Here is an 11,704-nt window from a genome sequence, read left to right as displayed (position 1 = left end):
AGCTTGTCCCGAAGGACAAACCCGCTCGACTTGCATGTATTAGGCACGCCGCCAGCGTTCGTCCTGAGCCAGGATCAAACTCTCCATAATAGAAAGATGACTTGCTCATTTGAAGCTAGCGAGATTTTGCAATCTCATTAATGGTTGATTACTCAACCGATTTACTTACTCACTCGTTGTTCAGTTTTCAAAGATCAATTTCTTTCATTTCATACACCCGCTGTTTAGCGGCGACTTTTTAAATATACCACAGTCTCAACGATGATTGCAAGTCTTTTTTTGAATAGTTTTTTCAAACTCTTTATCACATTCGACTCGCTCTCTTTGTTTCGAAGGGACGAGTTATAAAATAACACAGGTAGAGAGGGTAAGTCAAGCACTTACCCTCTATTTTTTTTGAGCTTGGTAATTCCGGTTTCTTGCGTATTTCGATATTTCCTTTGGTGTCGCTAAGCGAGCATACATCCTGAAGATGACCTTGTATCTGGATTCTATTGCTCCCTTTATCTCTTGATCAATTCTTTTATCATTGAGATCGAATAGCATTTCATCTAATTCTTTGCGTAATACATAATCTAATTCTCTGCATTCTCTCTCATTGAACAAAAATCCGAGCATACATCCATCCAAACCCCTCTCGACTGTAGAGATTCATGGCACTGATCTTTTGATAAGCAGATAAGCAAGGCCATTCCTCCACCTCTTCGTTTCTGCCTTATTGTTATGCTCAGATTTTGCCAGTTTTATGACAGAGGAGCTGAAAATATTTTACAAATGCACCAACCAGTAGGTGAGCGTACTTTCTATTATTGCTGCAATGAGAAGAAGAGCCACAATTCCAACACTAAGCGGCTTGGTTAAATGGAGTATTTTCACAATTTCAATACGAGCAGACCTTTTCTCCATCGGCACGAGCAGCTGCGCCCCCATTTTCCAAACCAACATTCCTAACTTCAATCCATATGCGCACGCGAGTAAAATGACAGGAATTTCAATAATACCATGCGGCAAGATTCCCTTTAGCACGATAGCAATCGTACTTTCATTTGTCTGCAAGGAGAGCACATAACCTAGAATCATTCCATTTGCTATTAGCATAAACAGAGGAATAACACCTAGAAACAGTCCAGAGAACACAACAAGAACAGACTTAATCGCGTTATTCATAAAAATAAAGATGAACAAATATACCTGTGGGTTCTCTTTGGTGTTTATCGTTTTAATCAAAGGCTCGAGTCCCGCTAGCTGCTTATCCAAAAAATTTGAAAACTGGTCAGAGTTCGCCCACCCCATATACAAACTAAACCCAAAAACAAGAACGACTACGATGAAATAATGTTTCATTTCTTTAAAATGCCTTAGCAACGCTTGTAAATTATTCATTGTATCTCCTCCAATTTCGGAAGCATAAGTGCTATGTGTACGAGCATACATTATTTACTAAAGGGTATACAAGCTTATCAACTGCCTGACATAAAGGAGGTACAAGCTAGTCATGAACTACTTTTTTGTAATTAACGCGCGTAAATTTAAACAATACTTATTCATCGCTCTTGCCATTATCTTCTCTGCAGCTATTGTATATTCGGAACAGAGTAATGTATCCGTCTTTATGAACTCTGAACCCTCCGCGATATACAGCGTACAAACGGAGAAGAAAGTTATCGCCCTGACCTTTGATATTTCTTGGGGAGACACTCGTGCTGAGCCTATCTTGAAAACCCTTAAGGACAATGGTGTTAAGGATGCGACGTTCTTTTTATCCTCACCTTGGAGCAAGAGTCATCCTAACATTGTTGCGCATATCAAAAGCAGCGGCTTCGAGATTGGTAGTCACGGCAATAAATTCGACAACTACAGTTCACTAAGTGATGAGGAAATTCGCAATGAAATTACTACAGCTCATGGGATTTTAACCGAATTGGTCGGAAAAGAACCTAATCTTATCCGTCTGCCTAATGGTGATTTCGATAAACGTGTATTGCGGATTGCGGATGATCTCGGTTATTCCGTTATTCAGTGGGATACGGACTCTCAAGATTGGCTAAATAAAGGCGTCGACACACTCGTTACTCGCGTCATCAACAAGGCGCATCCCGGAGATATTGTCCTCCTGCATGCAAGTGACTCCTCACAACAAACGAATGAAGCTTTGCCAGCGATTATCCAGCAATTACGAGCTAAAGGGTACCAATTCGTGAGCGTGAGCGAGCTTATTAAGCAAACGCAGGTCGAAACAACCCCGGTTGAGGATCAAGCAATGAAACAAATTCATTAGTGTAAAACAAATAGATTTGAAAAAAAGAGCTAACTCAATTAGCTCTTTTTGTTATCCAATATTTTATGTAGGGTCAGAATTTGCCATGCATTACATACGAATAACGGAGCCAACATAAAGATACTCGATGCTGTGTTATCCAATTTCAACGCGGGTACAGCCTCAAGTACTGTCACTGCACACATAAAGAAAAGGGTAGGTATGAAGGCTTTCTTATTCGTCAACTTGACTTTCCAATAACTTATGCCCAAGGACGCAACTAGTAAAATTACAGGCATAACGAAGTAACCGAGTAAGGATTCTGAGCTTTCGAAATTTGTCTTTCTCAAGTAGACAAGGTCAAATAGGACAACAATGACTACGGCAAGCTGCAAAAGATCCCAAACTGTTTTCGATCGGATGATACCAACAGCAATAAATCTAACGATTAAATAAGCGAAAAAGCCCATCTGGCTCAATACGCTTATGGTAGCCCCACCCAGGATCATATTAACCAAGTTAAATCCAACAGCTGATAACCCCATAACAGAAAATTCTTTGTCTGAAAATTGCAAGATAAGTCCAATTCCAGTGGATACAACGATACCTAATACTAGTGTTGTCCAAAATAAATGAAACCATTTACGCAATGTCACGTTAAATTACCTCCACACATCAACTCTAATTGTTAATTGTACCAACCTTTGCGATAAAAAGCCAATCACGACCCCTAATATTCTGACCCTAACCACACATACTAAGACCATTAAAGTTAAGGGAAGGGAGCACGTAGTTATGTTAAAGACAAGACTTAGAAAGCTTCACGTCCTACCGATCATTTCAATGGCTTTACTTCTCACTTCTTGCGGAACTGATAACTCGTCACAAGGCCAATCTCAAGCAGCTACGTATAAAGAACAGAAGACGATGATTCTCGATATTTTAAAATCAGACGATGGTAAGAAAGCCATCAGTGCTGCGAATCGCAGTATTATGAATGGAGACATTGGCGCAAACAGTATTTCCGGGCAATCGCAAATCAAGCTTCTGTCCGCAAATGAATCCCTCCAGCTTCAGATGGCCGTTAAGGACGTCCTGACCGCTAAGGAGAACAATAAATTTTTATCGGATATGATGAAAGACCCTAAATTCGCAGGAGATTTTGCCGCGGCAATCCAAAAAGAAACCAAACAGATGTTCAAAGAACTGTTGAAGGATCCGACCTATCAAAAGTCGCTCATCGACGTCATGAAAAATCCGGATTACGAGAAAATGGTATTAGACGTCATGAAAACAGCGCCATACCGGCAACAGATGATGACTGTCATGGAAGAATCCATTCAGAGTCCTCTCTTCCGGGCACAGTTAGTCGAATTACTTAAGTCGGCAATTGAGCAGCAAAGTAAGCCAGATCAAATGCCTTCCGCAAAAAGCCAAGATAAAGGTGGCGACGCAGCTAAAGAAGGCGATAAGAAAGAAGAAGGCGGGGATGACAAAAAGAAAGAAGAGTCCTCAGGTGATTCCGAAAAGCAAGGTGAAGAGAAAAAAGATGGTGGGACTGACTCTGGTACTTAAATCAAATGCAAAAAGGAAGAGGTTGCAGTATATCACTGCTCCCTCTTCCTTTCTCATTTTCCAAGCTTCGCAATCATTCTATCTGCGATTTCTAGATAGATTTTTCCTGTTTTGGATTCCGCTTTATAGACGGATGGCGAGTAATCCTTTTCAGAAATATGGTTATCCGGAGCCCCTAATGGGATTTGTGCTAATAACTCACTATGTAGATCTTCTGCAAGCTTAGCTCCGCCACCTTTACCGAAAATGTAATCAATGCTACCGTCTTTACTCTCATAGTACGACATATTCTCAACGATACCCAGAATTTCATGATTCGTCTGAATCGCCATAGCACCTGCTCGCGCAGCAACAAAAGCAGCCGTCGCATGCGGCGTCGTAACAATGACTTCTTTGCTTTGTGGAATAAGCTGATGTACATCTAACGCAACGTCACCTGTACCTGGCGGAAGGTCAAGCAAGATATACTCAACATCGCCCCAATTCACTTCGTTGAAAAAGTTACGCAGCATTTTACCCAGCATTGGCCCACGCCATACAACAGGTGCATTGTCCTGGACAAAGAATCCCATCGATATCACTTTTACCCCGAATTTCTCAACAGGAATAATGACGTTCTCAACGAGCTGCGGCTGCTCTTCAATCCCCATCATGTCAGGAATACTAAAGCCATAAATATCCGCATCGATGATCCCAACCTTTTTACCTCTACGCGCCAGTGCGACTGCTAAATTAACCGTTACAGTTGATTTACCAACGCCACCTTTACCACTCGCAACAGCGATAAACTCTACTGTAGAGGATTGTCCAAGAATCGGTTGTTGAATTGGCGGTTGCACCGGTTTTGGCGGAGCAGCTTGATCCGATTGTTGTGCAGTCCCTTCCATACGACTCCGCTCATGGTCGGTCATTAATCTGAAACGGATATGAACTTGAGGAACTCCTATATTTGCTAAAGATTGTTGAATGAATGCTTTGGCTTGCTCTTTATATCCTTCATCCTCTGATGCTACGATCAGGCTTAAGGATACCGCATCTTCCTTCACCATGACATCACGAACTAAATTCAATTCGACTACACTTTTATTAAACTGAGGGTCTATAAGCGTGTTCAACGCTTCTAGGATTTGATCTTTATGTACCATAGCCACATCACACCTTTTATTGGGACATTGTTTTTGCGGCTTTAATTATAACACATTATGAGGCAGAACCCACTTTTTCCCCTGCAAAATATCTCAGGATCCCTTGGTACACAGACGCGGCCAGCATATTCTGATAATTCTCATCCGCTAATAGTTTGGCTTCTTCCGGATTGGATAGAAAGCCAACCTCAACGAGAGCGCTCGGAATTTTTAGCGTTTTCAACAAATACACCGTCTTATCCGCCACTTTAGCAACACGATCGGTATTCTCCAGGTTCCGCCTCAACTCAGCTTGAATAAGCGCCGCTAGGTTAGGATTATCTGGATTATTCAAATAATAGAACGTTTGTGCGCCCCTCCACTTTTCGGACGGAATACTGTTCAAATGAATACTCAGAAACATATCCGCCTTATTGTCTTGAATAACGTCAGCGCGGTTGTGGAGATCTTGTGTTTTTCTTTTACTATAGCCCTTCGTACCGGACTCAGCCAGATCTGTATCCGTTTCTCTCGTCAGAACAACAATCGCACCAGCTTGCTGCAAATAATCACGCAAACGCAAAGTAATGGCCAAATTGATGTCCTTCTCAATGACACCATCCTTGCTCTCAGCACCGCCGTCTGGGCCTCCATGGCCCGCATCAAGCGCGATTGTCTTACCCGATAGAGGAAGCGTCCAATCGGACCATGTCTTCGTTGCAGGGAGCTCGTACGCATAAATAAAGACAACCAATGCAAGCAGCAGAGCGGAAAGCATTAGTTTCATACTGCTGTGAAAGGTCAGCCATACCACTAACCTTTTCTTCCTTTTGCGCATAAAAAATCCACCTCTGTTCCCCTATAGACTCTGTAACATCTATATGGGACAGGGTGGACAAATATACCGACTTACTTGTGTAGACCACATTCCGTTTTCTCGATGCTTGACCAACGTCCTGCGCGCGGATCTTCACCTTCTGCAACTGGACGTGTGCAATGCGTGCAACCAATACTCGGGTAATTACGATCATGAAGTGGATTATATATAACGTCATTATCACGAATATATTGCCAAACATCTTCCGAAGTCCAGCTAGCTAATGGATTGAATTTGATTAGACCAAACTTCACGTCATATTCAGCTTTTTTAGCATTTGCGCGTGTAGGTGCTTGATCGCGGCGAATACCTGTAATCCACGCATCGTAGTTTCTAAGAATATCTGTCAATGGATCTACTTTACGGATGTTGCAGCATTGGTTCGCGTCAGTTTTCCAAAGCTCATCCCCGAATTTTTCAGCTTGCTCATCAAGCGTAAGTTTAGGTAAAACTTGAATGAATTTTGTACCATAGTGTTTCTCAAGTCGTTCTTTCGTTTCATACGTTTCGTCAAAGTGTACATTCGTATCTAAATAAAAGATATCCACATTCGGGTTAATCTTTTGTAGCATGTCGACGAGAACCACATCTTCAGCACCAAAACTACAAGCAAGAGTTAAACTTCCGAACGTTTCTACAGCAAGTTTCAATATGGATTCAGGCGATTGATTTTCGAATTCTTCCGCTGCTTTCGTTACAAAGGCTTCCTTTTCAAATAGATTCATCTTTACGATTCCTCCAATAGTCGATAATCCCGACTGCTATTGTATGATTTATATTTAATTATATCTGACTTCTACAAGGTGTCAATTACTTTTCATCATTTTGGTATTAACTTCTTTTTCACGTAGGAGTGCAGATGATGAAATGCAAAAAAACCTCTCCAGCCATAAGCTGAAAAGGTTTTTCTGAAGCGCCAGAGGCGCAAAATCTTAACGTTTGGAGAACTGAGGAGCACGACGTGCTGCTTTCAATCCGTATTTTTTACGCTCTTTCATACGGGAATCACGTGTTAGGAATCCTGCTTTTTTCAAGGATCCACGGTATTCCGGATCAGCTTTCAACAATGCACGGGAGATACCGTGACGAATTGCGCCAGCTTGTCCGCTGATTCCGCCACCATTTGCAAGAACTAGAACATCGTATTGACCGATAGTTTCAGTTAGAGCAAGTGGTTGTTTAACGATTAGTTTCAACGTTTCTAGACCGAAATACTCATCTAGATCACGTTTGTTGATAATGATGCGTCCTTCGCCCGGTACTAAGCGCACACGCGCTACCGAATGCTTACGACGACCCGTTCCATAATATTGAACTTGTGCCACGAAACGTTCCTCCTTATATTAACCGCGAAGATTCCAAACTTCAGGTTGTTGTGCTGTGTGCGGGTGCTCTGCTCCACCGTATACTTTAAGCTTAGTTTTCAAGCTGTCGCCTAGACGGTTCTTAGGAAGCATACCATGAACTGCGAATTCGATCATACGATCAGGTTTGCTGTTAAGCAAATCTTGAGCGGAAGTCACTTTCAAACCACCTTGGTACATGGAGTGGCTGTAGTACATTTTGTTTTGCATTTTCTTACCAGTAAGCTTAATTTGGGAAGCATTGATAACGACAACGAAATCACCAGTATCTACGTGTGGAGTGAACTCCGGTTTGTGCTTACCGCGGATAATGCTAGCAACTTCACTTGCAAGACGGCCAAGTGTTTGGCCTGCAGCGTCAACAACGTACCATTTACGCTCTACTTCATTTGGCTTAGCCATATATGTGGTGCGCATGCTTAATCCTCCTAAAAATATATCTGAAATACATTAGTTATAGTTGTAAATGTAACATAAAACGATGGATTGGTGTGGTCTTTGTGATCAGGGGCTGTGGGATAGCCGATCACGAAAGCCAAGTTATATTTTACACGAAAATGTCTCAAGAAGCAAGTGGTGATGATAACTTTTTAATAGTCGACTTTCCACAAGGTTAATCCCATAGCTTCAGCTGTAGGGCCTGCCTGAGAGCGATCTCGAGCTTCAAGAACACGCTGCATATCGCTGCTTGGTCTCTTACCCTCACCGATCTGAATCAGGGTTCCTACGATGATCCTCACCATGTTATAAAGGAAGCCATTCCCGGTTACGATCAACCGAATACGCTCTACTTTACCCGTCGCTAACAACGGATCGGTCTCCGTCTCCAACCTTACCTCAAATAAGGTTCTCACTTTGATTTCCTTATCCGTTCTCACAGTACAAAACGAAGTAAAATCATGCTCACCTAGCAAACAAGGGAGCGCCTCTCTCATGGCTTCCACATTCAAAGGTGTGGGGTGATGATACTCGTAGTTGCGGTGAAAGACATCAGGGAAGCGCGCCGCTCGAATCGTATAACAATAAGTCTTACGTTTCGCGGCTTTGCGAGAGTGAAAAGTAGGAAGCACTTCTTCCGCAGTATGTGCGACGATATCCCTGGGTAGTCTAGCATTTAGAGCTAAACACCAACGTTCCACTGGAATCTTAGAACTCGTAATAAAATTAATAACCTGCGCTTTGGCATGAACACCGGCATCTGTACGCCCTGATGAGATGACTTTCACCGTCTCACCTGTCAACATGAACAAAGCCTGCTCTAATCGGTATTGTACCGTGTCAGATTTGGGCTGTATTTGAAAGCCAGAATAAGCTGACCCATCGTAGCTTATGGTAAAACGTAGATTTCTCAAGGCTTGATCCTCCATGAGTCATCCTTTCTGCCTAGCAGAGTCAATTGAAGCAACTCTTAGCACTAGAAAGCGATCCAAGACTGCAAAAAAAGGGCTTCACCAGAATCTAGTGATTCCGTCCACCCTTTCCCATCCGTCTTCTATGCGCGATCTACTAGCTCTAGGTAAACCATTGGTGCTGCGTCGCCGCGGCGTGGTCCCAGTTTAAGGATACGTGTGTATCCACCTGGACGCTCGGAGTAACGAGTAGCCAAATCAGAGAATAGTTTTTGAATCGCATCTTGATTTTCGTTAGCAGCTTCTCTACGAACAAAAGCAGCAACCTGACGGCGTGCATGAAGATCTCCACGTTTCGCAAGAGTAATTAACTTCTCAGCGATTGAACGGATTTCTTTAGCTTTTGCTTCTGTTGTTTGAATGCGCTCATGTATGAACAGATCTGTTACCAGATCACGAAATAATGCTTTACGATTACTGGAATCGCGGTTCAATTTTCTGTAGTTCATTGAGTTAACCTCCTTCTGACAAGATTATTCCTCGGTACGTAGACCTAAACCCAGCTCTTCGAGCTTCTCTTGAACTTCTTCAAGGGATTTGCGACCTAAGTTCCGAACTTTCATCATGTCTTCTTCTGTTTTGGTAATCAGCTCTTGTACGGTATTAATCCCTGCACGTTTGAGACAGTTGTAAGAACGAACAGATAGATCTAGTTCTTCGATAGTCATCTCAAGAACTTTCTCTTTCTTATCTTCTTCTTTTTCAACCATGATCTCAGCGTCTTTTGCCTCATCCGTCAAACCGACGAACAACAGCAAATGCTCAGTTAAGATTTTCGCGCCCAAGCTTACTGCTTCTTCTGGTCGAATACTTCCATCGGTCCACACTTCGAGGGTCAGTTTATCATAGTTAGTCACTTGGCCGACGCGAGTATTCTCAATAGAATAGTTTACCCGAGTAATAGGCGTGTAGATCGAATCAATTGGAATAACACCAATTGGTTGCTCTTCATGCTTATTTTTGTCTGATTGGACGTAACCGCGCCCTCTGCCCGCATGAATCCTCATGTGAAGACGTGCATCTGGAGACAAGGTAGCGATGTGTAAATCCGGGTTAAGGATCTCAACGTCACTATCACCACGGATATCAGCCGCAGTAATATTACCTTCTCCTTCAGCATCAATTTCTAGCACTTTCTCCTCATCGGAGTGAATCTTCAACGATAAGCCTTTCAGATTGAGGATAATTTCCGTAACATCCTCAAGTACGCCAGGAATCGTTGAAAATTCGTGCAAAACGCCATCGATTTGGACAGAGGTTACTGCTGCCCCCGGTAAGGAGGACAGTAGGATACGACGTAGTGAGTTTCCTAAGGTTGTACCGTAGCCACGCTCCAAAGGCTCAATGATAAATCTACCATAAGCGCCATCTTCACTTAATGCTACAGTTTCTATTTTTGGCTTTTCGATTTCGATCATGAAATGTACCCTCCATTCAATACGTCGGTTCCCTCTGGATACTTCGTTGAAAATTTCATAGTATGCCTATCCTTCAATCCATTATTCACGGATTTGGAATAATTATACTACAAAGTGATCCTGAATTATACGCGACGACGTTTTGGAGGACGGCAGCCATTATGAGGAACCGGCGTCACGTCTTTAATCAGGTTTACTTCAAGACCTGCTGCTTGCAAAGAGCGGATTGCTGCTTCGCGGCCAGCGCCTGGACCTTTAACCATAACTTCAACAGTTTTCAAACCGTGCTCCATTGCTGCTTTAGCTGCTTTTTCAGCTGCCATTTGTGCTGCGAAAGGAGTACTTTTACGGGAACCTTTAAATCCAAGGTTTCCTGAACTTGCCCAAGAAATTGCGTTACCATGCGGATCCGTGATCGTTACGATCGTGTTGTTAAATGTTGAACGGATGTGTGCTACACCGCTCTCAATATTTTTCCGGTCACGACGTTTCGTACGGACAACTTTTTTAGGTTTTGCCATTAGCTCTAACCCCCTTTATTATTTCTTCTTATTAGCTACTGTACGACGAGGACCTTTACGTGTACGAGCATTTGTTTTAGTACGTTGACCACGAACAGGAAGACCACGGCGGTGACGAAGACCACGGTAGGATCCGATTTCGATTAGACGCTTGATGTTAAGGGAAATCTCACGGCGAAGATCGCCTTCTACTTTAAGAGTTTTGTCAATTACATCACGGATTTTGCTCACTTCATCTTCCGTTAGGTCGCGAACGCGAGTGCTTCCATCGATTCCAGTGGATTCAATGATTTTTTGAGCAGTAGTGTTACCAATACCGAAAATGTAAGTCAACGCAATTACAACTCGTTTGTCACGAGGTAAGTCAACTCCAGCTAAACGTGCCATCTACAGATGCACCTCCTTTTAACCTTGTTTTTGTTTGTGTTTCGGGTTTTCGCAAATAACCATTACATTGCCTTTACGGCGAATGACTTTACATTTCTCACAAATAGGTTTTACTGACGGTCTTACTTTCATTTTAAGCCCTCCTTTTCATCGTAAGCAACCATGTTGCGTTTTCGTTAGAAAACTTGCTTCGTAAGCATACGCCTTGAGAGAGTAACTTACTTCTAAGCCGAACATTTATTTGAAACGGTAGGTTATACGGCCTCTCGTCAAATCATAAGGCGATAATTCTACGGTAACCTTATCTCCAGGCAAAATGCGGATAAAATGCATTCTGATTTTTCCTGAAACATGGGCTAGGATTTTATGACCATTTTCCAATTCAACTTTAAACATTGCATTCGGAAGAGGTTCAATCACTGTACCTTCTACTTCAATTACATCTTCTTTGGCCACAGTCATTCTCCTTTCTCTTGTGCTTCAACTTGCATAAGTTCAACGAATTTGGCGATTGCAAAGCGCAATTTCCCATTAGTCACACGACCTGTATCCCTAATGCTTGACGCTACTTCGCTGCTAATCGTTTCTTGTAAATGAAGATGATTCAGGTTCTTCTTCTTCGGTTGATCGAATTTGCGATGATCGCCGTCGGCAAGCCAGACAAAACGATGATCTACAATACCAATCACGACCGCATATTCTCCGGGATCTCTACCGCGAAGCACCTTTACGATTTGACCTACTTGCGGAATCTTACTATCCACTCAGTTCA

At 42.6% G+C, this 11,704-nt stretch carries 18 protein-coding genes and 1 rRNA gene; 2 read left to right on the top strand and 17 right to left on the bottom strand.

The annotated features are described in order from the left end of the window. The 3 genes from AC58UX_RS31920 to AC58UX_RS31910 all read right to left on the bottom strand — a co-directional run. A 16S ribosomal RNA gene (locus AC58UX_RS31920) occupies nucleotides 1-90 on the bottom strand; the annotation flags it as partial. 297 nt (nucleotides 91-387) lie between these two features. After that, nucleotides 388-618 (bottom strand): hypothetical protein, encoded by a 231-nt coding sequence (locus AC58UX_RS31915; RefSeq protein WP_056618222.1) that lies wholly within the window; start codon nucleotides 616-618, stop codon nucleotides 388-390. A 150-nt stretch (nucleotides 619-768) separates the two neighbouring features. Beyond that, nucleotides 769-1,383, bottom strand: a complete 615-nt coding sequence (locus tag AC58UX_RS31910) for a stage II sporulation protein M (RefSeq protein WP_497260064.1) — start codon at nucleotides 1,381-1,383, stop codon at nucleotides 769-771. A gap of 112 nt (nucleotides 1,384-1,495) precedes the next feature. Between AC58UX_RS31910 and pdaB the strand changes: the two genes are divergently transcribed. After that, nucleotides 1,496-2,278 (top strand): polysaccharide deacetylase family sporulation protein PdaB, encoded by a 783-nt coding sequence (gene pdaB / locus AC58UX_RS31905; protein ID WP_497260063.1) that lies wholly within the window; start codon nucleotides 1,496-1,498, stop codon nucleotides 2,276-2,278. A gap of 38 nt (nucleotides 2,279-2,316) precedes the next feature. Here the strand turns inward: pdaB and AC58UX_RS31900 are convergent, their stop codons facing one another. Beyond that, nucleotides 2,317-2,913 (bottom strand): KinB-signaling pathway activation protein, encoded by a 597-nt coding sequence (locus AC58UX_RS31900; RefSeq protein ID WP_497260062.1) that lies wholly within the window; start codon nucleotides 2,911-2,913, stop codon nucleotides 2,317-2,319. A gap of 139 nt (nucleotides 2,914-3,052) precedes the next feature. Here AC58UX_RS31900 and gerD point away from each other — a divergent pair, with 139 nt between their 5' ends. Beyond that, the gene (gene gerD, locus AC58UX_RS31895; RefSeq protein ID WP_497260061.1) at nucleotides 3,053-3,832 is read left to right on the top strand and encodes a spore germination lipoprotein GerD; all 780 of its coding nucleotides are present in this window, start codon (nucleotides 3,053-3,055) and stop codon (nucleotides 3,830-3,832) included. A 53-nt stretch (nucleotides 3,833-3,885) separates the two neighbouring features. On the opposite strand, the gene salA is transcribed toward gerD, so the two are convergent. The 13 genes from salA to AC58UX_RS31830 form a co-directional block, all read right to left on the bottom strand. Beyond that, nucleotides 3,886-4,977: an iron-sulfur carrier protein/transcriptional regulator SalA gene (salA, locus tag AC58UX_RS31890; protein WP_497260060.1), complete on the bottom strand. Its 1,092-nt coding sequence runs from the start codon at nucleotides 4,975-4,977 to the stop codon at nucleotides 3,886-3,888. 55 nt (nucleotides 4,978-5,032) lie between these two features. Next, nucleotides 5,033-5,794 (bottom strand): N-acetylmuramoyl-L-alanine amidase CwlD, encoded by a 762-nt coding sequence (cwlD, locus tag AC58UX_RS31885; RefSeq protein ID WP_497260059.1) that lies wholly within the window; start codon nucleotides 5,792-5,794, stop codon nucleotides 5,033-5,035. A gap of 71 nt (nucleotides 5,795-5,865) precedes the next feature. Continuing rightward, nucleotides 5,866-6,558 carry a phosphoadenylyl-sulfate reductase gene (locus tag AC58UX_RS31880; protein ID WP_497260058.1) on the bottom strand — a complete coding sequence of 231 codons (693 nt, stop codon included), beginning with the start codon at nucleotides 6,556-6,558 and terminating at the stop codon, nucleotides 5,866-5,868. A 207-nt stretch (nucleotides 6,559-6,765) separates the two neighbouring features. Next, nucleotides 6,766-7,158 carry a 30S ribosomal protein S9 gene (rpsI, locus tag AC58UX_RS31875; protein ID WP_057313444.1) on the bottom strand — a complete coding sequence of 131 codons (393 nt, stop codon included), beginning with the start codon at nucleotides 7,156-7,158 and terminating at the stop codon, nucleotides 6,766-6,768. Nucleotides 7,159-7,176: 18 nt separating this feature from the next. Beyond that, on the bottom strand, nucleotides 7,177-7,614 hold the full coding sequence (gene rplM, locus AC58UX_RS31870) for a 50S ribosomal protein L13 (protein ID WP_497260057.1): 438 nt from the start codon (nucleotides 7,612-7,614) through the stop codon (nucleotides 7,177-7,179). Nucleotides 7,615-7,787: 173 nt separating this feature from the next. Then, nucleotides 7,788-8,549: a tRNA pseudouridine(38-40) synthase TruA gene (gene truA, locus AC58UX_RS31865; RefSeq protein WP_497260056.1), complete on the bottom strand. Its 762-nt coding sequence runs from the start codon at nucleotides 8,547-8,549 to the stop codon at nucleotides 7,788-7,790. Between the two features lie 140 nt (nucleotides 8,550-8,689). Continuing rightward, nucleotides 8,690-9,055, bottom strand: a complete 366-nt coding sequence (gene rplQ / locus AC58UX_RS31860; RefSeq protein WP_057304263.1) for a 50S ribosomal protein L17 — start codon at nucleotides 9,053-9,055, stop codon at nucleotides 8,690-8,692. Between the two features lie 24 nt (nucleotides 9,056-9,079). After that, a complete protein-coding gene (locus AC58UX_RS31855) occupies nucleotides 9,080-10,024 on the bottom strand; it encodes a DNA-directed RNA polymerase subunit alpha (RefSeq protein WP_090826685.1) in 945 nt (314 codons plus the stop codon). 125 nt (nucleotides 10,025-10,149) lie between these two features. Then, a complete protein-coding gene (gene rpsK, locus AC58UX_RS31850; protein WP_028557470.1) occupies nucleotides 10,150-10,545 on the bottom strand; it encodes a 30S ribosomal protein S11 in 396 nt (131 codons plus the stop codon). 18 nt (nucleotides 10,546-10,563) lie between these two features. After that, nucleotides 10,564-10,932 (bottom strand): 30S ribosomal protein S13, encoded by a 369-nt coding sequence (gene rpsM, locus AC58UX_RS31845; protein ID WP_314799735.1) that lies wholly within the window; start codon nucleotides 10,930-10,932, stop codon nucleotides 10,564-10,566. Nucleotides 10,933-10,950: 18 nt separating this feature from the next. After that, the gene (gene rpmJ / locus AC58UX_RS31840; RefSeq protein WP_003333770.1) at nucleotides 10,951-11,064 is read right to left on the bottom strand and encodes a 50S ribosomal protein L36; all 114 of its coding nucleotides are present in this window, start codon (nucleotides 11,062-11,064) and stop codon (nucleotides 10,951-10,953) included. Nucleotides 11,065-11,169: 105 nt separating this feature from the next. Then, entirely contained in the window at nucleotides 11,170-11,388 is a 219-nt protein-coding gene (gene infA / locus AC58UX_RS31835) for a translation initiation factor IF-1 (RefSeq protein WP_009676800.1), read from the bottom strand. 2 nt (nucleotides 11,389-11,390) lie between these two features. Next, nucleotides 11,391-11,696: a hypothetical protein gene (locus AC58UX_RS31830; RefSeq protein WP_497260055.1), complete on the bottom strand. Its 306-nt coding sequence runs from the start codon at nucleotides 11,694-11,696 to the stop codon at nucleotides 11,391-11,393. Between the last annotated feature and the right edge of the window lie 8 nt (nucleotides 11,697-11,704).

This window comes from Paenibacillus sp. J22P90 (assembly GCF_059692195.1).
Note: the sequence above shows the minus strand (reverse complement) of the source record. Positions and strands in the feature narration are given on the sequence as shown.

Bases quoted from the DNA above. Each gene is read 5' to 3' on its own strand.
- rplQ (WP_057304263.1), bottom strand. From the start codon at position 9,055: ATGAACTACAGAAAATTGAACCGCGATTCCAGTAATCGTAAAGCATTA.
- AC58UX_RS31855 (WP_090826685.1), bottom strand. From the start codon at position 10,024: ATGATCGAAATCGAAAAGCCAAAAATAGAAACTGTAGCATTAAGTGAA.
- rpmJ (WP_003333770.1), bottom strand. From the start codon at position 11,064: ATGAAAGTAAGACCGTCAGTAAAACCTATTTGTGAGAAATGTAAAGTC.
- AC58UX_RS31915 (WP_056618222.1), bottom strand. From the start codon at position 618: ATGCTCGGATTTTTGTTCAATGAGAGAGAATGCAGAGAATTAGATTAT.
- salA (WP_497260060.1), bottom strand. From the start codon at position 4,977: ATGGTACATAAAGATCAAATCCTAGAAGCGTTGAACACGCTTATAGAC.
- gerD (WP_497260061.1), top strand. From the start codon at position 3,053: ATGTTAAAGACAAGACTTAGAAAGCTTCACGTCCTACCGATCATTTCA.
- rpsK (WP_028557470.1), bottom strand. From the start codon at position 10,545: ATGGCAAAACCTAAAAAAGTTGTCCGTACGAAACGTCGTGACCGGAAA.
- cwlD (WP_497260059.1), bottom strand. From the start codon at position 5,794: ATGCGCAAAAGGAAGAAAAGGTTAGTGGTATGGCTGACCTTTCACAGC.
- AC58UX_RS31910 (WP_497260064.1), bottom strand. From the start codon at position 1,383: ATGAATAATTTACAAGCGTTGCTAAGGCATTTTAAAGAAATGAAACAT.
- pdaB (WP_497260063.1), top strand. From the start codon at position 1,496: ATGAACTACTTTTTTGTAATTAACGCGCGTAAATTTAAACAATACTTA.
- rplM (WP_497260057.1), bottom strand. From the start codon at position 7,614: ATGCGCACCACATATATGGCTAAGCCAAATGAAGTAGAGCGTAAATGG.
- AC58UX_RS31880 (WP_497260058.1), bottom strand. From the start codon at position 6,558: ATGAATCTATTTGAAAAGGAAGCCTTTGTAACGAAAGCAGCGGAAGAA.
- rpsM (WP_314799735.1), bottom strand. From the start codon at position 10,932: ATGGCACGTTTAGCTGGAGTTGACTTACCTCGTGACAAACGAGTTGTA.